Origin of the sequence: Arthrobacter sp. IK3 (assembly GCF_051337705.1) — a bacterium.
GTDB classification, from domain to species: domain Bacteria; phylum Actinomycetota; class Actinomycetes; order Actinomycetales; family Micrococcaceae; genus Arthrobacter_B; species Arthrobacter_B koreensis.
This window is the reverse complement of the sequence record NZ_JBPPSW010000007.1, coordinates 18,262-42,362: the sequence shown is the minus strand read 5'-3', so window position 1 is coordinate 42,362 and position 24,101 is coordinate 18,262. Positions and strand designations below refer to the sequence as shown.

21 protein-coding genes, 1 pseudogene and 1 riboswitch are annotated in these 24,101 nt (G+C 66.7%); of the genes and pseudogenes, 5 read left to right on the top strand and 17 right to left on the bottom strand.

The genetic code is table 11. The features are described from left to right. Nucleotides 1-7 precede the first annotated feature (7 nt). Nucleotides 8-1,381, bottom strand: a complete 1,374-nt coding sequence (locus ACSLGO_RS10565; RefSeq protein WP_436401160.1) for an FAD-binding oxidoreductase — start codon at nt 1,379-1,381, stop codon at nt 8-10. Nucleotides 1,382-1,418: 37 nt separating this feature from the next. Continuing rightward, on the bottom strand, nt 1,419-3,233 hold the full coding sequence (locus ACSLGO_RS10560) for an L-lactate permease (RefSeq protein ID WP_436401068.1): 1,815 nt from the start codon (nt 3,231-3,233) through the stop codon (nt 1,419-1,421). A 213-nt stretch (nt 3,234-3,446) separates the two neighbouring features. On the opposite strand from ACSLGO_RS10560, the pseudogene ACSLGO_RS10555 reads away from it, so the two are divergent. Beyond that, a pseudogene (locus tag ACSLGO_RS10555) lies at nt 3,447-3,974 on the top strand (SDR family oxidoreductase); the annotation flags it as partial. Here ACSLGO_RS10555 and ACSLGO_RS10550 read toward each other — a convergent pair. From ACSLGO_RS10550 to gcvP, 7 genes are all read right to left on the bottom strand, one after another. Then, on the bottom strand, nt 3,971-4,390 hold the full coding sequence (locus ACSLGO_RS10550; RefSeq protein ID WP_091601085.1) for a ChaB family protein: 420 nt from the start codon (nt 4,388-4,390) through the stop codon (nt 3,971-3,973). The pseudogene ACSLGO_RS10555 and the gene ACSLGO_RS10550 overlap by 4 nt on opposite strands. A 2-nt stretch (nt 4,391-4,392) precedes the next feature. Next, nucleotides 4,393-4,611, bottom strand: coding sequence for a hypothetical protein (locus tag ACSLGO_RS10545; protein ID WP_325786269.1), 219 nt, complete (start codon nt 4,609-4,611; stop codon nt 4,393-4,395). Between the two features lie 80 nt (nt 4,612-4,691). Next, nucleotides 4,692-6,113, bottom strand: a complete 1,422-nt coding sequence (locus ACSLGO_RS10540; RefSeq protein WP_387003555.1) for an L-serine ammonia-lyase — start codon at nt 6,111-6,113, stop codon at nt 4,692-4,694. 24 nt (nt 6,114-6,137) lie between these two features. Then, nucleotides 6,138-7,439, bottom strand: coding sequence for a serine hydroxymethyltransferase (glyA, locus tag ACSLGO_RS10535; protein WP_436401067.1), 1,302 nt, complete (start codon nt 7,437-7,439; stop codon nt 6,138-6,140). Next, nucleotides 7,436-7,813, bottom strand: a complete 378-nt coding sequence (gene gcvH, locus ACSLGO_RS10530) for a glycine cleavage system protein GcvH (protein WP_263127845.1) — start codon at nt 7,811-7,813, stop codon at nt 7,436-7,438. Before gcvH ends, glyA begins: the two co-directional genes overlap by 4 nt. 318 nt (nt 7,814-8,131) lie before the next feature. Next, nucleotides 8,132-9,253 (bottom strand): glycine cleavage system aminomethyltransferase GcvT, encoded by a 1,122-nt coding sequence (gene gcvT, locus ACSLGO_RS10525; protein WP_091601074.1) that lies wholly within the window; start codon nt 9,251-9,253, stop codon nt 8,132-8,134. Nucleotides 9,254-9,266: 13 nt separating this feature from the next. After that, entirely contained in the window at nt 9,267-12,116 is a 2,850-nt protein-coding gene (gene gcvP, locus ACSLGO_RS10520) for an aminomethyl-transferring glycine dehydrogenase (RefSeq protein WP_436401066.1), read from the bottom strand. A 147-nt stretch (nt 12,117-12,263) separates the two neighbouring features. Next, nucleotides 12,264-12,365, bottom strand: a riboswitch (glycine riboswitch). Nucleotides 12,366-12,723: 358 nt separating this feature from the next. On the opposite strand from gcvP, the gene cycA reads away from it, so the two are divergent. Continuing rightward, complete coding sequence (gene cycA, locus ACSLGO_RS10515; protein ID WP_377955364.1) at nt 12,724-14,127, top strand: D-serine/D-alanine/glycine transporter; 1,404 nt, start codon at nt 12,724-12,726, stop codon at nt 14,125-14,127. Here the strand turns inward: cycA and ACSLGO_RS10510 are convergent. The 6 genes from ACSLGO_RS10510 to ACSLGO_RS10485 all read right to left on the bottom strand — a co-directional run bounded on the left by ACSLGO_RS10510 (nt 14,114) and on the right by ACSLGO_RS10485 (nt 17,456). Then, nucleotides 14,114-14,953 (bottom strand): MBL fold metallo-hydrolase, encoded by an 840-nt coding sequence (locus tag ACSLGO_RS10510; protein WP_325786266.1) that lies wholly within the window; start codon nt 14,951-14,953, stop codon nt 14,114-14,116. The genes cycA and ACSLGO_RS10510 overlap by 14 nt on opposite strands. 114 nt (nt 14,954-15,067) lie before the next feature. Then, nucleotides 15,068-15,685: a hypothetical protein gene (locus ACSLGO_RS10505; protein ID WP_141653616.1), complete on the bottom strand. Its 618-nt coding sequence runs from the start codon at nt 15,683-15,685 to the stop codon at nt 15,068-15,070. Nucleotides 15,686-15,709: 24 nt separating this feature from the next. Continuing rightward, nucleotides 15,710-16,297 carry a DUF6286 domain-containing protein gene (locus ACSLGO_RS10500; RefSeq protein ID WP_152274019.1) on the bottom strand — a complete coding sequence of 196 codons (588 nt, stop codon included), beginning with the start codon at nt 16,295-16,297 and terminating at the stop codon, nt 15,710-15,712. Continuing rightward, nucleotides 16,294-16,698 (bottom strand): Asp23/Gls24 family envelope stress response protein, encoded by a 405-nt coding sequence (locus tag ACSLGO_RS10495; RefSeq protein ID WP_091601063.1) that lies wholly within the window; start codon nt 16,696-16,698, stop codon nt 16,294-16,296. The genes ACSLGO_RS10500 and ACSLGO_RS10495 overlap by 4 nt, the downstream gene beginning before the upstream one ends. Then, on the bottom strand, nt 16,695-16,874 hold the full coding sequence (locus ACSLGO_RS10490) for a hypothetical protein (protein WP_091601061.1): 180 nt from the start codon (nt 16,872-16,874) through the stop codon (nt 16,695-16,697). Before ACSLGO_RS10490 ends, ACSLGO_RS10495 begins: the two co-directional genes overlap by 4 nt. Before the next feature lie 63 nt (nt 16,875-16,937). Continuing rightward, nucleotides 16,938-17,456: an Asp23/Gls24 family envelope stress response protein gene (locus ACSLGO_RS10485; RefSeq protein WP_091601059.1), complete on the bottom strand. Its 519-nt coding sequence runs from the start codon at nt 17,454-17,456 to the stop codon at nt 16,938-16,940. Nucleotides 17,457-17,830: 374 nt separating this feature from the next. Between ACSLGO_RS10485 and aceB the strand changes: the two genes are divergently transcribed. Beyond that, the gene (gene aceB, locus ACSLGO_RS10480) at nt 17,831-19,429 is read left to right on the top strand and encodes a malate synthase A (protein ID WP_436401065.1); all 1,599 of its coding nucleotides are present in this window, start codon (nt 17,831-17,833) and stop codon (nt 19,427-19,429) included. 316 nt (nt 19,430-19,745) lie between these two features. On the opposite strand, the gene ACSLGO_RS10475 is transcribed toward aceB, so the two are convergent. Then, nucleotides 19,746-20,861 carry an alcohol dehydrogenase catalytic domain-containing protein gene (locus ACSLGO_RS10475; protein ID WP_377955081.1) on the bottom strand — a complete coding sequence of 372 codons (1,116 nt, stop codon included), beginning with the start codon at nt 20,859-20,861 and terminating at the stop codon, nt 19,746-19,748. Nucleotides 20,862-21,022: 161 nt separating this feature from the next. Here ACSLGO_RS10475 and ACSLGO_RS10470 point away from each other — a divergent pair, with 161 nt between their 5' ends. Together ACSLGO_RS10470 and ald are read left to right on the top strand one after the other, a co-directional pair. Beyond that, nucleotides 21,023-21,484, top strand: a complete 462-nt coding sequence (locus ACSLGO_RS10470) for a helix-turn-helix domain-containing protein (RefSeq protein ID WP_436401064.1) — start codon at nt 21,023-21,025, stop codon at nt 21,482-21,484. A gap of 88 nt (nt 21,485-21,572) precedes the next feature. Continuing rightward, nucleotides 21,573-22,691: an alanine dehydrogenase gene (gene ald, locus ACSLGO_RS10465; protein ID WP_263127850.1), complete on the top strand. Its 1,119-nt coding sequence runs from the start codon at nt 21,573-21,575 to the stop codon at nt 22,689-22,691. A gap of 70 nt (nt 22,692-22,761) precedes the next feature. Here the strand turns inward: ald and ACSLGO_RS10460 are convergent, their stop codons facing one another. Beyond that, a complete protein-coding gene (locus tag ACSLGO_RS10460; RefSeq protein WP_325786263.1) occupies nt 22,762-24,093 on the bottom strand; it encodes an MFS transporter in 1,332 nt (443 codons plus the stop codon). Between the last annotated feature and the right edge of the window lie 8 nt (nt 24,094-24,101).

Sequence of the window (24,101 nt, the reverse complement as noted above, 5' to 3'; positions counted from 1 at the left end):
CCGGCTCCTAGATGGCCTTGCCCGGGTTGAGGATGCCCAGCGGATCCAGCGCGGCGCGGATGGTGTGCATGACTTCCAGCGAGACGTTCCCGAGCTCCTCCTGGAGCCAGTCCCGTTTCAGCAGGCCAATGCCGTGTTCTCCGGTGAGCGTGCCGCCCAGGGACTTGGCCAGGTGGAACATCTCCCCCAGCGCCACCTTGGGCGGCCCCTCCGTCACGGACTCCTCCGGGTCCATCACGATCATCGGGTGCAGGTTGCCGTCGGAGGCATGGGCGATGGTGAAGATGCGCACCCCCGTGCGTTCGGCGATCGCCTCCAGCCCGGAGACGACGTCGGCCAGTTTCCCGCGCGGCACCCCGATGTCCCCAACCGAAACCCTGCCGAGCTTTTCGAGTGAGGGGATAGCTTCCCGGCGGGCGGTCACCAGCGCGGCCGCCTGCTGGTCGTCGACCGCCCGTTCACAGATCCCGAACGATGAGACGGCGTCCATCACCACGTCCTGCTCCAGGAAGGCGCCGTGTCCGTCCGTTTGAACCAGCAGGAAGGAAGCACCGCGGGAGCGGTAGTCCGTGCCCAAAGCAGCGTCCACTGCTTCCAGGGTCTGGCCGTCCATCAGCTCCATCATGGACGGCTGGATCCGCGCCGCAACAACGGCCGACGCCGCCCGGGCCGCCTGTTCAACGTTCGGGAAGAAGGCCGCAACCGTGGCGGTCTGCACGGGCAGCGGACGCAGCCGCAGGGCTGCTTCGACGACGATTCCCAGGGTCCCTTCCGACCCGATCATCAGGGCGTTCAGGTCATAACCGCTCACGCCCTTGATGGTCTCCCGGCCGGTGCGCAGTTCCCTCCCGTCCGCAAGGATGACGCGCAGCGCCAGCACGGCTTCGCGCGTGACGCCGTATTTGGCGCAGCGCATCCCGCCGGCGTTCGTGGCGATGTTCCCGCCGATGGAGCAGATGGCGGTGCTGGCCGGGTCCGGGGCGTAGAACAGCCCGTACTCAGCGGCGGCAGCGTTCAGCTCAGCATTCAGCACGCCGGGCTGCACGACGGCGAGCTGTTCCTCCGGATCGATCCGCAGGATCGAGTCCATGCCGGACACGTCCAGCACGATTTCGCCCTGCCGGGAAGACGAGGCGCCTGCCAGCCCTGTTCCGGCCCCGCGGGGAACCACCGGTATCCGGTGGGCGCTGGCCCGGCGCAGGACTTCGGCTACTTCCCCGGCGTCCTGGGCGAAGACCACTCCGTCCGGGATGCTCTCAGCCACGAAGCCGGATCGGTCCGTGCTGGCCGCCAGCCGGTCCCCTTGGTCAACGGAAAACCTGGCTGCCGCGCCCAGCACGGCGGCCGCCCCATCCGCGACAGGAATGCCGGAAGCGTTCATGGGCTTCGTACTCACACGTTCTCCTTGACTTGCCAACCTACGGGACCATCCAGCCGAGCACCGGCGTGGACTGCAACCAGATCAACAGGGTCATCCCGACCAGCAGGCCCAGGGACCAGCCGATCAGCTTGCGCAGCAGCGTGCCCTCCACCCCGTTGAGGCCCACGGCCGCGGCCGCAATGGCCAGGTTCTGCAGCGACAGCATCTTGCCCAGCACCCCGGCGGAGGAGTTCGCCGCCGCCATCAGGGTGGGCGAAAGACCGGTCTCCTCGGCGGCCGCGACCTGCAGCTGCCCGAACAGGGAGTTCGACGACGTGTCCGACCCGGTCAGCGCCACGCCGATCCAGCCCAGCAGCGGAGACAGGAGTGCGAAGAAGCCGCCGGCGGAGGCGAGCGCGACACCGAGGGTGGTGGTCTGTCCGGACAGGTTCATCACGAAGGACAGCGCGAGCACCGAACAGACTGTGACGATCGTCCAGCGCAGGGTCTTCAGGGTCTCGCCGTAGATCCGGATCCCCTTCGCGGGTGCAATCCGGTAGAGAACCATGGTCAGGATCCCGGAGATCAGCAGCAGCGTTCCGGTGGCCTTCAGGTGGTCGAAGCGCAGGTTCTGCGCCCCCACCGGATCTCCGGAAGAATTCACCACGTCCAGGCCCGGCCAATGGAAGGTAACACCGCCCACCTGGGTCAGCCATGCCTTGATGGCGGGGATCTGCGCGAGGGAGAAGACCACAATGATGATCAGGTACGGGGCCACGGAGAGCCAGACGCTGCGGGCCGGCGGCCGTGCGTTATCGCGTCCGCCTTCTCCTGCGGAGCCCTCGCTCCCGCCGCTGGCGGCAGACCGCCGCCCAGAGCCGCCGCTTCCGGAAGCCTGCGAGGTGCTGCCGTCTCCGCCTGTGCGGGTCAGCGTGTCGGTTCCTTCCTCAGCAGCGCCTTCGCCCGCACGTTCTCCGGCGGCGGCACCGCGCACCGCACCGGCGTCGTCGTCCATCGCTTCCCCGGACATGCCGATCAGTTCCTTCGGCTGCCAGACCCGGAGCATTGCGAGCACCGCGATCACCGTGGCGACGGCCGCCACGACGTCGGTCAGTTCCACGACGAAGAAGTTGGAAGCCACAAACTGCGCCAGGCCGAAGACGATGCCGGCCACCAGGGCCACCGGCCACGTCTGCCGCACACCGCGCTTGCCATCCACCAGGAACACCAGGATCAGCGGGACCACGAGGGCGATAAACGGCGTCTGCCGCCCGGTCATGGAGGAGAGCTCCTGCAGGGGAATGCCGGTGACGCCGTTCAGCGCGATGATGGGCGCGGCCATGGCACCGAATGCCACCGGCGCCGTGTTGGCCAGCAGCGCCACGATCGCCGACTTCAGCGGTTTCATGCCGGAGGCCATCAGCATCGCGGCGGCAATGGCTACCGGGGCGCCGAAACCAGCCAGCGATTCGAGCAGGGCGCCGAAACAGAACGCGATCAGGATGGACAGGATCCGCAGGTCATCGGAGATGGAGCGGATGGTCCGTCCCAGTACGTCGAACCACGGGGTTGCCACCGTGAGGTTGTAGATCCACAGGGCGTTGATGAGGATCCACAGGATCGGGAAGATTGCGTAGAACGCACCCAGGGCGGTGGCAGAGAGGGTCTGGTCCAACGGCATACCCCAGCCGAACAGCGCCAGCAGGATGGACAGGACCAGCGAGATGATGCCCGCCTGGTAGGCCTTGAGCCGGAAGACGCCGAGCATCACGAAGAGCAGGAGGAGCGGGAGCGCGGCGAGGATGGCGGAAAGCACCAGGGAATCGCCAATAGGATCAAGGACCTGTTCGTACTGCGCTGCCGGAAAATGCACAAAAACCCCTTTGTTTTTGCCGGGCCGGTTGGATCCGGTCCTGCCCGTAGACAAGTTGGGTAGACACTAGGCGCGCCGGTCCGGCCGGTCAACGCCCCTGCCTGCCCTTCTCACCGAAATGGCAGAAAGTGCCCGTTTCAGCGCTGAAACGGGCACTTTCTGCTATCTCGATGGGTACGGCAGGATATGGTCATGAGTTTCGAGGCCGCCGCGGCTTTCGGCCGGGTGGACGTGCTGTTCAACAATGCCGCAGCTTCGGCCCGTCGGGTTCCGTGGACCAGATCAGCCTCGGCGACTGGAACGAAACCATCGCAGTGAACCTGACCGGCACCATGCTCTGCGCTGCGGCGGGCGGTCCGGCAAATGAAGGAACAGGACCACCCCGGCGGCCGGATCATCAATGACGGCTCCCTCTCCGCCGTTGCTCCCCGCCCGCTGGCCGCGGCCTACACCGCCACCGAGCATGCCGTCACCGGGCTCACCAAGTCGATTGACCTGGACGGCCGCGCCTGGGGAATCAGCTGCGCGCAGATCGACATCGGCAACGCTGCCACGGAGCTGCTGGACGGCATCACCGCCGGAGGCGCGCTGCAGCCGGACGGCACCCGCAAAGCAGAACCGACCTTCCCGGCGGAAGAAGCGGCCCGGATGGTCGTGTTCATGGCCGGACTGCCGGCGTCGGCCAATCCGGGCTCCGTGGTGCTCACGGCAGCCGGCATGCCCTACCTCGGCCGCGGCTAGGACCGGCTCTTCCGGGTTTCCTTCTCGTTGGCCTTCTGGATGGCCTCAACCAGCTCATCCTTGGTCATACGGGACCGGCCCGTAATCTCCAGCTTGGATGCGACGTCGTACAGATGGTCCTTGGTGGCATTGGCATCCACTCCCCCGGCGGTCTTCGCGTTGGAGCGCCTGCCCTCTTCAGCCTTCTTGTCCGAGGGGCCCTTCGAGTCCTTGGGCTCCCAGTGGTCGCCGACCTTTTCGTAGGTGTGCTTCAGCGAGGCATACGCGGTCTGCGCGGCCCGCTGCTCGTTCCCGTACTCATCCATCGCGGAGTCGTAGGTCTTCGCGAATGTGTCCTGCGCCTTCTGGTCTGAACGTTCCAGGGTTGACGGCAGCTCGCTCTTTTTGGCCTTGCCGGCCTTGGTGGTCTTCGGCATTCTCAGTCGTCCCCCTCCGGCTGCAGCGTGGAAGCTTCGGTTCCTTGAGGCCCGCCGAGCACTTCCTGGACTTCGGCGCTGTCCGTGTCATCCGCCAGCGGTTCGGGCTGGCGCCATTCCTGGGCGTGGTCCGGAGCGGCGTTACGGGTGAGGTTCCGCGTTTCGTGCTTCATTTCCTCATCCATGCGGCGCCCATGGGTGCTGTTTCCGCGTTCGGTCATGATGCTTTCCTTCCGGTCGGCAACTTACTAAGCGTCCTTACTGTCTACCACTCGGACAGGCCCGCCTCAACCCGCGGAGGTCAGCACTCCACCACGTTCACGGCCAGGCCGCCCATCGCCGTCTCCTTGTACTTCGAGCTCATGTCCCGTCCGGTTTCCCGCATGGTCACAATGACTTCGTCCAGGGAGACACGGTGCTCGCCGTCGCCCCAAAGGGCCATCTTCGCGGCGTTGACCGCCTTTCCGGCGCCGATCGCGTTCCGTTCGATGCAGGGCACCTGGACCAGGCCGCCGATCGGATCGCAGGTCAGGCCGAGGTTGTGTTCCATGGCGATTTCCGCGGCATTCTCAACCTGTTCGGGCGTTCCGCCCAGGATTTCGGCAAGGCCCGCGGCAGCCATGGACGACGCCGATCCCACCTCGCCCTGGCAACCCACCTCCGCGCCGGAAATCGAAGCCTGCTCCTTGTAGAGCACCCCGATCGCGCCGGCAGCGAGCAGGAAACGGACGACGGCGTCGTCCTTCTGTTCCTGCGTGGCCGTGTCCATGCCGGGGCCGTAGTGCGTGGCGTAGAAGAGCACAGCGGGGATGATGCCCGCGGCACCGTTGGTCGGCGCGGTAACAACGCGGCCGCCGGAGGCGTTTTCCTCGTTAACGGCCAGCGCCACCAGGTTGACCCATTCCTGCCAGAAACGCGGGTCCCGCGTGGGATCCTCCTCGCGCAGGCGGGTGTGCCACTGCGGTGCCCGGCGCCGGACCTTCAGCCCGCCGGGCAGCAGGCCGGTGCGGGAAATGGCTGAGTCCTTGCACTGGTCCATCACATCGCGAATGTGCAGCAGCCCGGCCCGGATCTCCTCCTCGGAGCGGGATACCAGCTCGTTCGCCAGCATCACCTCGCTGATGGACAGCCCGTTGTCCGTGCAGTGTTCCAGCAGTTGAACGGCGGTGCGGAACGGGTACGGCAGGGATTGCTTGGAGGCTTCAAGCTCGACGGCGGCCGTCTCCTCCTCGCCGTCGCGCACAATAAACCCGCCACCCACGCTGAAGAACGTCGCTTCGTGGAGGAGTTCACCGTCCGCGCCGGCAACCGCGAACCGGATGCCGTTGGTGTGCCGGGGCAGGACGGTAAGCGGGTGCAGCACCATGTCTTCAATCCCGTATTCGAGGACCACCGCGACGCCGCCGGCCCGCTCAAGCTGGTTGGCCAGCGAGATCTTGCCGCTGGCTTCGATCTCGGCGAGCCGTTCCTCCATCTCATCAGGGAGGATCTCTTCCGGAGCGAAGCCTTCCAGGCCGAGCAGGACGGCGGGAAAAGTTCCGTGCCCGCGGCCGGTCGCCGCGAGGGACCCGTAAAGATCCACGCGGAGACCGGCCACGGAACCAAGGACACCGGCGTCGGCAAGCTCCGCGGCGAAGGCCGCGCCCGCCCGCATCGGCCCCACGGTGTGGGAGCTCGAGGGGCCGATGCCTACGGTGAAGAGGTCGAATACGCCTACAGCCATGCGGTGTCCTTTGGTTCGCGCCGGTTAGGCGCGGGCGGGTGCTCCGGACAGGTCGGCGACCTGCGGGTAGAGCGGGTGGGCCGCGGCCAGTGCGTGGACGCGGTCCTTGAGTGCACTGAGGTCCTCGCCGTCGCCGGCGATCAGGGCCAGCGCGATGATGTCTGCGACTTCACGGAACGCTTCCTCCCCGAAACCGCGGGTGGCCAGCGCCGGGGTGCCGATCCGCAGACCCGAGGTGACCATCGGGGGCCGCGGGTCGAACGGCACGGCGTTGCGGTTGACCGTGATTTCGATCTGCGCGAGGCGGTCCTCGGCCTGCTGGCCGTCCAGCTCCGCGTTGCGCAGGTCAACCAGCACCAGGTGCACGTCAGTGCCCCCGGAGACCACCGAGATACCCTTGGCAGCGACGTCGCCGGACAGCAGCCGCTCGGCGAGGATCCTCGAACCGGCGAGAGTGCGTTCCTGGCGTTCGCGGAACTCGGGCGTGCCGGCGATCTTCAGTGCGGTAGCCTTGCCGGCGATCACATGCTCCAGCGGGCCGCCCTGCTGGCCGGGGAACACCGCTGAGTTGATCTTCTTGGCGATGTCCGCGTCATTGGAGAGGATGATGCCGCCGCGCGGACCCGCCAGGGTCTTGTGCGTCGTCGAGGTCACCACATGGGCGTGCGGAACCGGGCTGGGGTGCAGTCCGGCCGCGACCAGTCCGGCGAAGTGCGCCATGTCCACCATGAGGTAGGCACCCACCTCGTCAGCGATGGCACGGAATGCCTCGAAGTCCAGCTGCCGGGCGTAGGCGGACCAGCCGGCAACAATGAGCTTCGGCTTGTGCTCACGGGCCAGGCGCGCGACGTCGTCCATGTCCACGGTGTGGGTGGTTTCGTCCACGCCGTAGGGAACGATGTTGTACAGCCGTCCGGAGAAGTTGATCTTCATGCCGTGAGTGAGGTGGCCGCCGTCGGCCAGGGAGAGCCCCAGCACGGTGTCACCCGGGCGGATCAGCGCATGCATCACCGACGCGTTGGCCTGGGCACCGGAGTGCGGCTGCACGTTGGCAAAGCCGGCACCGAAGAGTTCCTTGGCGCGGTCGATGGCCAGCTGCTCAATGACGTCCACGTACTCGCAGCCGCCGTAGTAGCGGCGCCCCGGGTATCCCTCGGCGTACTTGTTGGTCAGCACCGAGCCCTGGGCCTCCATGATGGCCACCGCGGTGTGGTTCTCGGAGGCGATCATTTCCAGGCCGTCCTGCTGGCGGCGGCGCTCGTTATCGATCTGCTCAGCTACCTCGGGATCGATCTCCGCGAGGCGGGAGTTCAGGAAATCGGTCACAGCTCGCCGCCGTTCTTCTCTGCGTACTCAGCAGCGCTCAGCAGCTCACCCTCCTCCGTGACCTCAACGGTGAACAGCCAGCCTGCACCGTAGGGGTCTTCGTTCAGGATGGCCGGGTTGTCCACGGCTTCCTGGTTGACCTCGACGATGGTGCCGGAAACCGGGGCGTACAGGTCCGAGACGGACTTGGTGGATTCAACCTCGCCGCAGGTCTCGCCCGCAGTGACGGTGTCGCCGACGGCGGGAAGGTCGACGTAGACAACGTCGCCCAGCGCGTCAGCGGCGACGGCGGAAATGCCGACCTTCACGGGGCTGGAAGAGTCCACCCACTCGTGCTCAGCGGAGTAACGGAGGCCTTCAACAACTTTGCTCATGGGGTGTGCCTTTCAAGTGGTGTGAACAACTGGTTCAAAGTCTACGGATATGGATGCTGCGTGCCTGGGGCAGACGGTACGGCATTCTGCCGCCTCTTAGCGTTTCCAGATCCCGCCCTACTCCACGCAAGCTCGGAGAGGGACCCTGGATCTTTCACTGCCTCGCTCGTTCCTCGCTCGGCGATGCGGGCTACACGAAACGCTCCGCCACCACCGAGTCCGTCCGGCTGAGGTGCCAGTTCCCCCATCGAGAGGCCAGTTACGGCTGGTTTCAGGGCTGAAAAGAGCCGTAACTGGCCTCTCGGCGGGAGGGATGACTTACTTGCTGCGCTTGTAGAACGGGAGAGAGACGACTTCGAAGGATTCGGGCTTGCCCCGGAGGTCGACGTCGAGGAGGGTGCCGGGCTCGGAGACGGCGGCATCGACGTAGGCCAGGGCGATCGGGTAGCCGAGGGTGGGGCTGGGAGCGCCGGAGGTGACTTCGCCGACGGGGCCGCCGTCCTGAAGGACCGGGTAGTGCGAACGGGCCGACCGGCGGCCGGAACCCTTCAGCCCAACCAGCCTGCGTGCCGGGGCCTGTTCCTTCTTGGCCGCGAGGGCATCGCGGCCCACGAAACCGCCGTCCTTGGACAGGGCGACGACGCCGCCGAGGCCGGCCGCATACGGATCCACGCCGAGCGAGAGCTCGTTGCCGTAGAGCGGCATGCCGGCCTCCAGGCGGAGCGAGTCGCGGCAGGCGAGGCCGGCCGGAACAAGTCCACGGCCCTCACCGGCGGCGAGCAGTGCCTGCCAGAGGGCAGCGGCGTCGTCATTCGGTACATAGATCTCGAAGCCGTCCTCACCGGTGTAACCGGTGCGTGCCACCAGAAGCGAATGCGAGCTGCCCCCCACGGCCAGCTCAACCTGCGCCGCGGCGTAGTACTTCATTCCAGTGACCAGTTCCTGCTGCGCCGCGGGCACGAGGTCCAGGAGGATGGCCTCCGCTTCGGGACCCTGGATGGCCACGAGTGACGTCTCGGCCGTCTTGTCCTGCACCGCGACGTCGAATCCTTCGGCACGCGCGGCCAGCTCAGCCGCCACGGTGGCTGCGTTTCCTGCGTTCGGAACCACCAGGTAGGACTCGTCGCCCAGCCGGTAGCTAATCAGGTCATCTATGATCCCGCCGTCGGCGTTCGTGATCAGCGAGTACTTGGCGCGGCCCACGGCCACTGCAGAAAGCTTGCCGGTCAGCGCGTAGTCCAGGAACGCGGCGGCCTGCGGGCCGGTGACCTCGACTTCGCCCATGTGGGACAGGTCGAACAGGCCGGCGGCCTTCCGGACGGCGTGGTGTTCGGCCAGCTCGGAGCTGTACTTCAGCGGCATCTGCCAGCCGCCGAAGTCGGTGAAGGAAGCGCCCAGGCGTTTGTGCTCTTCGTAGAGCGCGGTGTACTGCTCAGTCATAGCGGCGATCCCCTTAGTTCTCGAAGTCTTCGATCGGCGGGCAGGAGCACACCAGGTTGCGGTCCCCGGCAGCACCGTCAATGCGGCCTACCGGCGGGAAGTACTTGTCCATGCGCAGGCTCCTCAGCGGGAAGACAGCCTGTTCGCGCGGGTACGGGCGGTTCCAGTCGTTGCCGGCTGCGACGGTGGCCGTGTGCGGGGCGTTGCGCAGCGGGCTGTCCTCGACCGAGAACTCCCCGGCTGCCACCTGGTCGATTTCGCCGCGGATGGCAATCATCGCGTCGATGAACCGGTCAATCTCGCCCTGGTCCTCGGACTCGGTGGGCTCCACCATCAGGGTGCCGGCCACCGGGAAGGACAGGGTGGGGGCGTGGAAACCGTAGTCCACCAGCCGCTTGGCCACGTCCTCGGCAGTGACGCCCGTCTTGCTGGTCAGCTCGCGCAGGTCCAGGATGCACTCGTGCGCCACCAGGCCGCCCTTGCCGGTATAGAGAACCGGAAAGTAGTCGTTGAGGCGGGCTGCCACGTAGTTCGCGGCCAGCAGGGCGCTCTTGGTCGCTGCGGTGAGGCCGTCGCCGCCCATCAGCCGGACGTAGGCCCAGGAGATCGGCAGGACGCCGGCGGAGCCGAAGCGGGACGCGGAAATCGGGATGTCGTCCCCGTCGTCCCAGGCGGCGGCGTTGCCGGGCATAAACGGTGCCAGGTGGGCCTTGGCTGCAACCGGACCGACGCCGGGGCCACCGCCGCCGTGCGGGATGCAGAAGGTCTTGTGCAGGTTCAGGTGGGAGACGTCGCCGCCGAAGTCGCCGGGCTGCGCGAGCCCCACCAGGGCGTTGAGGTTGGCGCCGTCGATGTAGACCTGGCCGCCTGCCTCGTGCACGGCGTCGCAGACGTCGCGGACGTCGTCGTCATATACACCGTGGGTGGAGGGGTAGGTGATCATGATGGCGGCGAGGTTGTCCCGGTGCGCGTCGATCTTGGCGCGCAGGTCCGCGTGGTCGATCGCGCCGTCACCGGCAGTGCCGACGACGACGACCTTCATGCCGGCCAGGACGGCGGAGGCCGCGTTGGTGCCGTGGGCGGAGGCGGGGATGAGGCAGATGTTGCGCTGTTCCTCGCCGCGGGCGTGGTGGTAGCCGCGGATGGCCAGCAGGCCGGCCAGTTCGCCCTGGGAGCCGGCGTTGGGCTGGATGGAAACCTGGTCATAGCCGGTGATGGTGGCCAGCTGGGCTTCCAGGTCCGAGATCAGTTCCCGCCAGCCCTCGGTCTGCGAGTCCGGGGCGAACGGGTGGATGGAAGCGAACTCGGGCCAGGTCATGGCCTGCATCTCAGCGGTGGCGTTGAGCTTCATGGTGCAGGAGCCCAGCGGGATCATGGTGCGGTCCAGGGCCAGGTCCCGGTCCGAGAGGCGGCGTAGGTAGCGCAGCATCTGGGTTTCGGAGCGGTAGGAGGAGAACACCGGGTGGGTCATGTATTCCGAGGTGCGCAGCAGTTCAGCGGGCAGCTCGAAGCCGGCAGCCTCGGCAGCCGGTTGTGCCGCTGGTTGTGCGCCGAAGGCTCGTGCGACGTCGGCAATCACGGCGTCCGTGGTGGTTTCGTCAGCCGACACGCCCACGGTGTCCGCATCGATCTGCCGCAGGTTGATGCCCTTGGCTTCGGCTGCGGCCACCACGTCGGCGGCACGGCCGGGAACGCGGGCAGTGACGGTGTCGAAGAAGACGTCGGAGGCCAGTTCGATTCCGGCGCCGGAGAGAGCGGTGGCGAGCGCGCGGGCGTGGCCGTTGGTGCGCAGGGCGATCGCTTTCAGGCCTTCGGGGCCATGGTAGACGGCGTACATGGAGGCGACGATGGCCAGCAGCGCCTGGGCGGTGCAGATGTTGGACGTGGCCTTCTCGCGGCGGATGTGCTGTTCGCGGGTCTGCAGGGCGAGGCGGTAGGCGGGGGTGCCGGCGGAGTCTTTGGAGACACCGACCAGGCGGCCGGGCAGCGAGCGCTCCAGGCCCTTGCGCACTGCCATGTAGGCGGCGTGCGGTCCGCCGAAGAACAGCGGAACGCCAAAGCGCTGCACGGAGCCGACGGCGATGTCCGCGCCCTGCTCGCCGGGAGGGGTCAGCAGGGTCAGGGCCAGGAGGTCAGCGGCCACGGTTACCAGGGCCCCGCGGTCCTTGGCTTCGGCGATTACGCCGGACAGGTCCCGGACGGCACCGGAGACGCCGGGCTGCTGGAGCACGACGCCGGTGATCTCGCCTTCCGGCAGGCCGGACGCGAGGTCAGAGACTTCGACGTCGAAGCCCAGGGCCTTGGCGCGGCCGCGGACGATCGCGATGGTCTGGGGCAGCGCATCGGCGTCGAGCACGATCTTGCCCTCGGACTTGGCCTTGTTGGAGCGGCGCATCAGCAGGACGGCTTCGGCGACGGCGGTGGCTTCATCGAGCAGCGAGGCGTTGGCCACCGGTAGCGCGGTGAGGTCCTGGACCATGGTCTGGAAGTTCAGCAGCGCTTCGAGCCGGCCCTGGGAGATTTCGGGCTGGTACGGAGTGTAGGCGGTGTACCAGGCGGGGTCCTCCACCACGTTGCGCAGGATCACCGGCGGGGTGTGGGTGTCGAAGTAGCCCTGGCCGATCATTTGGACGGCGGTCTTGTTCTTGGCGGCGATGCGGCGCAGCTCTGCGAGGGTTTCCTGCTCGCTGCGCGGCGCGTTCAGCACCAGCGGAGCATCCTGCCGGATGGCAGCGGGGACGGCAGTGTCCACCAGGTTCTCGAGGGTGTCATAACCGACGGCCTTGAGCATGGCGTCGGTTTCGGATGCGCGGGCACCAATATGCCGGTCAACAAAGGCTGCGGTGGACGGGGCTGCTGTCATGGGAGGCTCCAAGAGGCTGGCGAGGGTACGCCGAGACGACGGTTGGCTCCTCCCCGCTCTGTATTGGACCTGAGAGATTCCGCGGGTGTTATCCGCTTGCACCGTCGGTGAGGATCCGGCATAGCCGGTCCTGCTTTCCAGAGTTGCCTCGCCATGGCGGTACAGGGGCCTGAGAGATTCCCGGGGAGGGTTTGCTCCTACGGCGCCCGCGTCTGCATGTCACGCGCGGGACTCTCCCGCCACGGCTGGTAAAGGCATATTCAATTGTGGCTGCACCCTGACTTTAGCCCGCCCTGCGGCCCCCTTCAAGGTATGACCTGGGCCGCATTTGCTGTCCGGCATCTGGTATACGCGCACGGCCGCGCCCGGGTCCCAAATTGACAGCGCCCCGGTGACTGCCGAAACTAAAACGATCGGCGGTATCGCCGCATCTCATGAGGCGTCATTGGATATCTGAGCATATTGGTGGCAGCAGCGTGTCTTGCCGGCGGCATGCCACACGGCGCCATGAGAAAGAACCCCCATGCCAGGTAGCTCCACCCCCGCTTCAACCACGGACCATTCAGCTGCGGTAACAAGTTCAAAGGACCCGGGCCTCGCGCGTTCGATGTCCAGCCGCCACATCCAGCTCCTCGCCATTGGCGGAGCCATCGGAACCGGGCTTTTCATGGGCTCGGGCAAAACGATCTCAGTGGCCGGACCCTCCGTCATCTTCGTGTACATGATCATCGGCTTCATGCTGTATTTCGTGATGCGGGCAATGGGCGAACTGCTGCTCTCCAACCTGCAGTACAAATCCTTCAGTGACTTTGCTGCGGACCTGCTCGGCCCCTGGGCCGGGTTCTTCACCGGCTGGACCTATTGGTTCTGCTGGGTGGTCACCGGAATCGCGGACGTGGTGGCGATCGCCCACTATGTCACGTTCTGGTGGGCGGAGATTCCGCTCTGGATTCCGGCCCTGGCCTGCATTGTGCTGCTGGTGGCCCTGAACCTGCCCTCCGTGAAGGCCTTCGGTGAAACCGAGTTCTGGTTCGCCCTGATCAAGATCATTGCCATCCTGACACTGATCGTGGTGGGACTGGTCCTGATCCTCACCCGCTTCGATTCCGGCGGCGGCGCCACGGCAGGGTTTGAGAACCTCTGGGAGAACGGCGGGTTCTTCCCCACCGGCCCCATGGGCTTCGTGGCCGGTTTCCAGATTGCCGTCTTCGCCTTCGTCGGCATCGAACTGGTGGGCACCGCCGCGGCGGAGACGAAGGATCCGGAGAAGAACCTCCCCAAGGCGATCAACTCCATCCCGCTGCGCATCATGCTCTTCTACGTAGGCGCCCTGGTGGTGCTGATGGCCGTGATTCCGTGGACGCGGTTCAACGCGGACGAAAGCCCATTCGTGGGCATGTTCGCCCTGGCCGGCCTGGGCATAGCCGCCGCCGTCGTTAACTTCGTGGTGCTGACCTCCGCCGCCTCCTCGGCGAATTCAGGCATTTACTCCACCTCGCGGATGGTCTTTGGCCTGGCGCACGACGGCGATGCCCCCAAGGCGTTTGGCCGCTTGTCCAGCCGGAAAGTTCCGCGCAACGCCCTGTTCTTCTCCTGCACGTTCCTGCTGGCCGGGGTGGTGCTGCTCTACGCCGGGGATTCGGTCAGCGAGGCATTCACGCTGGTGACCACCATTTCCGCCCTGTGCTTCATGTTCGTGTGGACCATCATCCTGCTGAGCTACCTGGCCTACCGGCGCCGCCGTCCGCAGCTGCACCGGGACTCGGCGTTCAAGCTTCCGGGCGGCCGGGTGATGGTCTACGTGGTGCTGGCGTTCTTCGTGTTCATTGTCTGGGCGCTGACTACCCAGCCGGATACGCTGACGGCACTGCTCGTCACGCCCATCTGGTTTGCCCTCCTGGCCGGCGCCTACGCCCTGCTGCGCCGCACTCCGCTGCACCAGGCGCGGGTGGCGGAGTTCAAGGCCATGGCGGAGGCAGAACGGGAAGCCGCGGCGCCTAGCCGCGCGTGAACTTGAGGTAGCGGCGGGCCGAATCCTGCACTATCCGGTCCGCTCCGCGGTGCAGGATGTAGTCCCACCAGGCCCCGTACAGCCGCTCGTAGGACAAGGGCGCCAGCAGTTCGGCACCGGCTTCCACCACGTCCGGGCGCTCCGGGATCAGGTTGGGATAGCTGTACATAAAGGCAACGTGGCTGAAGTCCGGGATGACCTGGATGATGTCGCCGCTGAACAGCGCCCCGACTCCGTCCGGGTCGTCATCCCAGTGCATGACCGTGCCGCCGGGGAAATGGATGCCGGGCCGGTACAGGACAAGGCCTTCGGCCAGGTCCATCCTGTTCCCGTCCCAGAACTGCAGGGCGGGGTCGCTGCGTCCCACCCATTCCCGGTCTGCGCTGTGGAGATAGACGGGGACGCCGAATTCCCGGGCCCAGTCCACCATGGTGGCGTAGTAATGCGGGTGGCTGATGGCAATGGCGGTCAGGCCGCCTTCGGCGTTGATGAGGTCGATCAGCTCTTCGTCCAGGTACGGTACGCAGTCCCAGAGCACGTTGCCCCCGGCAGCTTTCACCAGCAGGGCACGCTGGCCGATGGCGAACTTGGGTTCACTGCCGATTCCCAGCACGCCGGGGCCCTGCGGATGCACGCTGGCACGCCGGGCACCGGAACGAAGGCGGGTGAGCGTGGTCCACGCCTGGCCGGAGAGCGGAACGTACTGCCGCTCATCCAGGCACACCGGGCAGTCAGCGCGGAGTTCCCCGTACTGGGTCCCGCAGGTGACACAGATGGGATAGTCGTTTGGAGGCAGCGCCTCCCGGTAATGCTGCACCATGGTCATACACCCGTCCGTCGCCGGCTAAGGCCGAAGTGCCGTTCAGGCTACCGTGCGGCGCCGCGGCGGAACACCGTTGCGGCAAAGATCACCGGGTGTGCCGAGTAACGATTCGGCAACTCAGTAGACAACCGTGCCGGTGGACTCAACCGTGTTTCCCAGCTGCGCCGGCCGCCCGCTGACCTCGAGGGCAATCCCAGCGGTATGCAGCGGCACTTCCAGGGCACGGCTCAGGTTCGCCAGTACGTCACTGCGGATGCGGCGCAGCGCCTCCTGCACATCCGCCCGCTCGTTCAGGGTCAGCCGCATGGCGAGGTCCGGTGACTCGGCAGTTCCGCGCAGCAGCGCAGAGCTGCTGACCACGCCCGGGACGGATGCGGCGTCGTCCTCTACCGCAGCAGCCAGCACCGCCGTGTCGCACCGGGTGATGCCGCGGGCAGGGTCCTCATGGAGGCGGTAGCTGGAAGCCGCACGCCGCCGCGGCACTTCGGCCAGCATCCACCACAGCCCCAGCAACCCCAGGATGATGCCGCCGATCAGCACGGCCGCAGCGGGGAGGGTCTCCAGCACACCGGGACCGTCGGACAGCACCGGCTCGTCCTGGCCGGCAAGGCTGCCGCCGGAGAACTGGTCCATGAGTCCCGAGGAAAAGAGGATCGAGGCTGCCCCCGCAGCAAGCAGGATGAGGCCAATGATGATCAGCCACGTCCGGTTCATGGCTCCTGCATGGTGTCGCATGCTGCATCCTTCCCCTGCGCCGGGTCAGTCCCGTGAGCGGATAGTGACCCGGACCCGGGGAACGGGATCCAGGCCTGAGGCTTCCAGCCGTGAATGCACCCCGTCAGCAACCCAGCGCTGCAGGTCCCGGGTGTCATGCAGGGCAGTGGTGACCGAAACCCGGACGTCACGGTCCGTGGCAGTGGCCGAAGCTGAGGAGACGCCGTCGATGTGTTCGCAGGTAGCCGCTGCCAGCTGGGCCACGGCACGGCGGGACATCACCGCCGAGGGCTCCCCCACCGTTGCCTTCCTGGCCTCCGGATCCCCGGAGGCGGGAAGCCGGACCGGCAGGTCATGGAAGCGGCCGGGAATGATGCCGGCGAGCAGCAGCACCAGGCCGGCGACGGCGAGCGCGATGCCCAGCGCCCAGACTCCGGTGCTGTTCCACGCCGAGTCGGACAGCCACTGCACGGGAGCGGTGAGCGCCTCGGGCCAGGTTCCCGAGGTGAGCCGGAGCAGTGCCGCCACGACGGCGGCAACGCCAAGCACCAGCAGCACGACGGCGCAGATGGTGGCGGGAACGGAGCGGCTGGGCCGCGGGCGCAGGGCCACCGGCGGCGACTCGGCGCTCACAGCAGCCTCCTCCGCCCGGACGACGCAGGCCTGGGACTGAGCCATGCCACCGTGACGTCCACCTGCCGCACCTGTACCCCGGTCAGGTCGGTGACCCGCCCGGCGATCCGTTCGCGGAGTTCCTGTGTTGCCGTACGCAGCGGAACCGGATAGGGAAGCCCCACCTTGACCCAGAGGCTGGCGATGTTACCGGCCAGCTCCACCGAGGCCTCGGGCCGCGCGGTGAAATCCGCCTTCGACCCGATTCCCAGGAATCCTCCGGAGGTTCCGCCGGCTGCTGTTTCGTCGCGTGCCACCTGGCTGGCGATCTTCTCCAGGACCCTGCGGGACATTGAGGTGCTGCCGCGGTCTTCAATCGCCCGCCGGGGGCGGCGCTCAGTGTCCGCCTGCGTCATGGTCATCGGCTTGCGGCACGGCCAAACAGCCCGGCCATGTCCAGTTTGCCGTCAGCCACCAGGCCCACCAGCAACCCGATCAGGCCAAAGAGGACGGTGACCAGGAAGGCGAACCACCCCCCGAACGCCAGCACTATTCCCAAAACCAGACCAACTACCAGGCACCATCTTGTTGCATTCATCGGTGCTCTCCTTAGGACGTATCAATACGTTTGGGTGCAGCCCGGGCGAAAGCCGGGCGCTTTCTACTCCAGGCGTCCCGACGGCTTCTTCTGCGACTGGCCGTCGTCGTCGTTGTCGTCATCCGGGAGGTGGACGTCCGTAACATTGACGTTGACCTCAAGGACTTCCAGCCCGGTGGCGTTTTCGACGGAGCGGATGACGTTGGTGCGGATCGCCTGGCTGACCTCGACGATCGAGAAGCCGTATTCCACAATCACGCTCACATCCACCGCAGCCTGGCGCTCACCTTTCTCCACGCTCACGCCGTTCCCGTAGTTCGTCTGGGAGCCCGGGATCCGCTCGGTGACGGCACTGAACGCGCGCCGCGCGGCATTTCCCATTGCATGGACGCCCGGAACTTCGCGGGTGGCAATGCCGGCAAGTTTCTGCACCACGTTCTCTTCGATGGTGGTGTCTCCGCGTGGTGTGTGCAGCGGCCCTGAGGGCCGGTGCTGGGCGAGGTCACTGTCCCGCTGCGTATCGTCTCCGCTGGCCGTCGGCGAGGCGGTGGACTGTCCAGGATTCCTGGCGGATTCTGCCATGGCACTCATCTCCTGAAGAAGGGGATCCCGGAGGGGGATCGCCGTCTCTCCATTAAGGGCGCATTGACCGGGGATCGTCACTCCCAGTGGAACTTTTCTCCGGCTCGAACACGAAATCCGTCCGCTGCCCCTCGGCCTTTCCCGGCACACCAGCACCTGACCTTGCCCTCATTCCCACCGGATCATAATGTTCACGATACGGAAATAAGTTTTCGTCTAGGATGAGAGTTCGTTCACGACGTGAGCGGACAGAGAGCTGGATTAGCGGGAAGGAGCGGGTTTACACCCCTCGGTTCGCCCCGTACGTTCAGGGCACGCTGCATTTCGACGACGCCGTCCGGCCCCGACCAAGCCGGTGCGCGAGAGGAGAACCCATGGCTATCGAAGTAACCGATCCAAACCCGGCCGAGGGCGCCGGGACCATCCTGACACCGGAGGCACTGGCGTTCATCGAAGAACTTCACCACCGCTTCGCCCCCACCCGGAATGGCCTGCTGGCCGCCCGCACGAAGCGCCGTGAGGCAATCGCAGCCGGTGAAACCCTGGACTTCCTGCACCAGACCGCCGAAATCCGCGAAGGCGACTGGCGGGTGGCCCCGGCCCCCGCCGCCCTCCAGGACCGCCGCGTTGAAATGACCGGCCCCGCATCCCCGGCCAAGATGGCGATCAACGCCCTTAACTCCGGCGCCAAGGTGTGGCTGGCGGACCTTGAGGACGCAGCGACGCCTACCTGGCACAACGTGGTGGATGCCGAATACAACCTGTACCGGGCCGCCCGCGGAGACCTGTCCTTCACCTCCCCGGACGGCAAGGAGTATGCGCTGCGCACCGACGTGCCCCTCGCCGTCGTAGTCATGCGCCCGCGCGGCTGGCACCTGCCGGAGAAACACGTACTGATCGACGGCGAACCGGCGGTGGGAGCGCTGGTCGATTTTGGCCTGCACTTCTTCCACAACGCGAAGAAGCTCCTGGAAAACGGCCAGGGCCCCTACTACTACCTGCCCAAGATGGAGAGCCACCTGGAGGCCCGCCTCTGGAACGACGTCTTCGTCTTTGCCCAGGACTTCGTGGGCGTTCCGCAGGGCTCGGTCCGCGCCACCGTACTGATCGAAACCATTCCCGCCGCGTTCGAGATGGAGGAAATCCTCTACGAACTGCGAGACCACGCCGCCGGACTCAACGCCGGGCGCTGGGACTACCTCTTCAGCATGATCAAGGTGTTCCGCGACTCCGGCAAGGATTTCCTGCTTCCGGACCGCGCCGACGTCGCCATGACCGCACCCTTCATGCGCGCCTACACGGAGCTGCTGGTCAAGACCTGCCACCGCCGCGGGGCCTTCGCAATGGGCGGGATGGCAGCCTTCATCCCCAACCGGCGCGAACCCGAAATCACCGCGAAGGCATTCGAAAAGGTCACGGCGGACAAGTCCCGTGAGGCCAATGACGGCTTCGACGGCTCCTGGGTAGCCCACCCGGACATGGTGGACACCTGCCGCGAGGTCTTCGACTCAGTCCTCGGCGACAAGCCCAACCAGGTGGACAAGCTCCGCGAAGACGTCAGCGTTACTGCCCGGGACCTGCTGGACGTCACCACTGCCGAGGGATCGATCACCGAGGCCGGGCTGCGCTCCAACCTCTACGTCGCCGTCGCGTACACCGCCGTTTGGCTTTCGGGCAACGGAGCGGTGGCAATCCACAACCTGATGGAGGACGCCGCCACTGCCGAGATCTCCCGCTCCCAGGTCTGGCAGCAGGTCCGCAACGGCGTCACCCTTGAGGACACCGGGGAGACTGTCACCGAGGACCTGGTCAAGCGCCTGCTGGCGGAGGAAACCGAACGGCTGCGCGGCGAAGTGGATGAAGAGAAGTTCAACCGCTACTACGCCCCGGCCAGCGAACTGATCGGCCGGATCAGCCTGGCTGAGGACTACGTGGACTTCCTGACCCTGCCGGCGTACGAGCTGGTGGACTAGGTTTCGACCGGCGTGGCGCCGGGCCAGCCGGGCTGGCGACACGCCGGGCGGCCACGCGCCGGGCTGGCTGCGCACCGGGCTGGCCACGCGCCGGGCGGACCGGAACGGCGGCAACGAAACTCCTTCGCTCGCAGAGCTCGCTTCGGAGTATTAAAGCCGCCTAACCCGGTCCGTCCGGCGCTCGAATGTTCCGGCACCGTCGCCTAACCCGGCCCGTCCGACGCTCGAATGTTCCGGCACCGTCGCCTAACCCGGCCCGTCCGACGCCCAGATGTTCCGGCACCGCCGCCTACCCGGCCCGTCCCGCGGGTTCGGGTCAGTCGAAGTGGATAACCTGGCGGATGGCCTGGCCGTCCGCCAGGGTGTCCATGGCCTCGTTGATGTCTTCAAGGGCAACTTCGGCCGAGACCAGTTCTTCGACCGGCAGCTTCCCCTGGCGCCAGAGATCCGCATAGACCGGAATGTCCCGGGACGGTACGGCCGAGCCGAGGTAGCTGCCAATGATGGTCCGGGCTTCCGCCGTCAGGGTCAGCGGAGCGATCTGCGCCTGCTGGTCCGGGGCCGGGAGTCCCACGGTCACCGTGGTGCCGCCGGGAGCGGTGAGCTGCACGGCAGTCTCGAAGGCGCGCGGGTGCCCCGCAGCCTCCACGGCCAGCGCAGCCCGGATCCCGGCGTCGGCCGCCTGCGCGGGGGTGTAGACGGTGTCAGCGCCGAGTTCCAGGGCGCGCTTCAGCTTTTCCGGCAGCGCGTCAATGCCGATGACGCTGTTCACCCCGGCCGCGCGGGCTGCCAGCAGCGCTGCCATGCCAACACCGCCCAGCCCAACCACGGCGACGTCGTCATCCGGGCCTGGGGGCGCCGCGTTCAGTACCGCCCCGGCACCGGTCAATACTGCACAACCCAGCAGGGCGGCGACGGCAGGCGGAACATCATCATCCACCGCCACGACGGACCGGTAATTGACGACGGCGTGGGTGGCGAAAGCGGAGACCCCCAGGTGGTGGAGCACGGGTTCACCGTTCCGGCGAAGGCGGATGCCGCCGCCCAGAAGGGTGCCTGCGTTGTTGGCCGCGCTGCCGGGGGTGCAGGGCATCTTGCCGTTGGTCCGGCAGGCGGCGCATTCCCCGCAGCGCGGCAGGAACGCCATCACCACGCGCTGGCCGCGGTGCAGGTCCGGAACGTCCGGTCCCAGCTCCTCGATCCGCCCGGCGGCTTCGTGGCCCAGCAGCATGGGCAGCGGACGGACGCGGCTGCCATTCACAACGGAAAGGTCCGAATGGCACACCCCCGCGGCCTCGATACGGACCAGAACCTCTCCGGGGCCGGGCGGGTCCAGCTCGAGATCGGCCAGGCGCAGCGGGCGGCTGGAGGCGTAGGGACGCTCCGCTCCAGTACGTTCCAGGACGGCTCCCCGTATGGTGCGGCTGCTCATGATTCCCCTTTGAATCGGCGTTCTGCGCCGCTGCGGGCGCGGTTGGCTCCCATTCCAGCACGGCGCATCCCGGACGCCAAAGAGGCACCCGGCGGCGCGGCGCGCAGTTCTGTGACGCCAGATCATGTTTCCGGCCGGTTTCATTTGGCAAGATGTGATCCATGAGCCAACAGAGCAGGACCTTCCCCGCGCTGACCGGCAAGGATGCCTCCGCGCTGACCCGGGCACTTTCGTCCGGCGACGTCACGGTCTTCGTTGACGGCACGGCGCTGCGGCTTCCTGCCGCAGCGCGGGACGCAGTACTGGAACTGCTCGGCCGGCTTGCCGGGGGCTCTGCCGTGACCGTCGCCTCCGCTTCTTCGGACGATACGAAGGAGCCCGGCGAATCCCCGGCGCACAATCCGCTGCTCACCACTTCCCAAGCCGCCGCTGCGGCCGGGATTTCCCATACGTACCTGCGCAACCTGACCGACGCCGGGGTCATCCCCGTTGAATACCGGGGTACGCACCGCCGGATCAGGATGTCCGACGTCGAGGCCTGGCTGAAGTCCCAGCACGAACAGCGCGCGGCGAAGGCGGCCGCTCAGGGCGGGGACGGCACTTCAGGGGGGACTGATACCTAGGAGCACCGCCGCCGTGCGGCTCCGCACACCTGCTCGCCAGCGCAGCTGGTTCCACTCGTACTTTCAATTCTGTTGACCGGAGCAAAACGTGATTATCGGTATCCCCAAAGAAATCAAGAACAACGAGTACCGCGTGGCCATTACGGCCTCCGGAGTCCATGAGCTGACCACCCGGGGACACACCGTCCTGGTGGAGGCAGCCGCCGGAGCCGGTTCGAATATTACCGACGAGGAATATGCGACAGCCGGCGCCGAACTGGTGCCGGCGGCGTCGGATGTCTGGAAGCGCGCAGACATGATCCTGAAGGTCAAGGAGCCCATCGCCTCGGAGTACCAATACTTCCGGCCCGGGCTTGTCCTCTTCACCTACCTGCACCTGGCAGCTACCGAGGAGCTGACCCGCGCCCTGCTCGAATCCGGCGTTACCGCTATCGCCTATGAAACCGTCCAGGAAGGCCGGGCACTGCCGCTGCTGGCCCCCATGTCCGAGGTTGCCGGCCGTCTCGCCGTCCAGGTTGGCGCGCAGTGCATGATGGCCCCCGCCGGCGGGCCCGGGCTGCTGCTGGGAGGCGTTCCCGGGGTGCGGCCGGCCAAGGTGGTGGTGCTCGGGGCCGGAGTAGCCGGGACTAACGCCGTCGCTGTTGCCGTGGGCGCCCACGCGGACGTAACGGTCCTGGACATCAACATCAACCGGCTGCGCGAACTCGATGCGCTCTATGCCGGCCGCATCAAGACCGTGGCATCCAACGCCTTCGAGATTGAGCGGGCCCTGCTGGATGCAGATCTGGTAATCGGCTCCGTCCTGGTGCCCGGCGCCCGCGCCCCCAAGCTCGTCACCAATGACATGGTGGCACGCATGAAACCCGGCTCCGTCCTGGTGGACATCGCCGTGGACCAGGGAGGCTGCTTCGAGGACAGCCGTCCCACCACGCATGAAGACCCCACCTTCCGCGTGCACGGGTCCCTGTTCTACTGCGTGGCGAACATGCCGGGCGCCGTACCCAATACCTCCACCTATGCGCTCACCAACGTCACCCTTCCCTACGCCGTGGCGCTGGCGGACAAGGGCGTGCGTCACGCGTTCGAGGATTCTCCGGCACTGGCCCGGGGGCTGAACATCGCCGGCGGCGCGGTGACCCACCACTCGGTGTCCGACGCACACGGACTGGCCCTGACCGAGGGCTGGAAGGAACTGGTTGCTCCGTAGTCCTCCGCACGGAACGGTAAAGGCCGGCATCCCCCGTGGGGGCTGCCGGCCTTTACCGTTCCGGAAGGGCTTAGTGCGGCGCCGGAACCTTGGCTGCAGCGCCGCGGAGCACCGGAGCGCCCAGCATCGAAATGACGACGGCGCCCAGGGCCATGGGGATGACGAACAGGAAGTACAGGTCCCCCGGGGTCCAGCCGCCGTCGATCAGTCCGCCGGCCAGGATCGGCGAAACGATTGCGCCGACACGGCCCATGCCGATCACCAGGCCCAGGGCGGTGCCGCGGACCTCGGAGTCGTAGTAGGTGGGGCTGATGGCCAGCATGCCGGCAATCGGGGCGTTGGAGCCGAAGCCCACGAGGGCCGCGGCGAACAGTGCCAGCGGCAGCGAGCCTTGGGTGGAGTTGGCGAACACCACGAATGTGGCTGCGCCAATGACGAAGAAGACGGCCAGGACCCGCCGCATGTCGTAGCGGGCGCCGAAGACTCCGAGCACCACTGCGCCGGTGATCGCGCCGACGCTGAAGAGCACTCCGGCGTTGATGCCGTCCTGGGCGCTGAAGCCGCTGGCGGTGATCAGCTTGGGGGTCCAGGAGTTCGCGAAGTAGAAGCTGGCCATGAGGATGAAGTACGCCAGCGAGAGCAGGATGGTGCGCCGGGCGTTGGCGCCGGTGAGGACATCTGCGAAGCGGGATTTCTTTTCCCCGCGCGGTGCCGGTTCGGGCAGTTCCGCCACCGGTTCCTGGCCAATGCTGCGCAGGGTCTTGTTGATGCGTTCCAGGGCGTTGGCCGGGCGGCGCACCGAGAGGTAGTCAATGGACTCCGGCAGCACCTTGAGTACCAGCGGAATCATGATCAGCGTGGCAATGCTGCCGAAGAGGAAGGCTGAGCGCCAGCCGAAGGAAGAGATCAGCACACCCGTTACCAGGCCGCCCAGCACGCCGCCCACCGGCTGGCCGATGCTGACGATGGCCAGGGCGGTTGAGCGCCGCTTGGCGTTGGAGAACTCGGAGGCAAAGACGTTGATGGTCGCCTGCAGGGTGCCGATCGCGACGCCGGTGACCAGGCGCAGGACCAGCAGGACCTCGTAGGACGGAGCGAAGACGGAGGCGAACATGCCTGCCGCGACGACGCAGACGCCGATCAGCAGGGTCTTCTGCCGGCCAATGATGTCCGCGATGGTGGAAACGAAAATGGAGCCAACAGCCATACCGACCAGTGCTGCGCTGAGCAGGAAACCGAGCTGGGCTCCGTTGAGGTCCCACTCTGCTGAGACGGCAGAGGCGCTGAAGGCCATGACCAGGACGTCGAAACCGTCGATCATGTAGAGGGCTGTACAAATTGCAATGATTCCGACTTGCCGCCGGCTCAGGGTGGAATCTTCGATCCGGTCTTTGAGGTGCATTCCTCAAA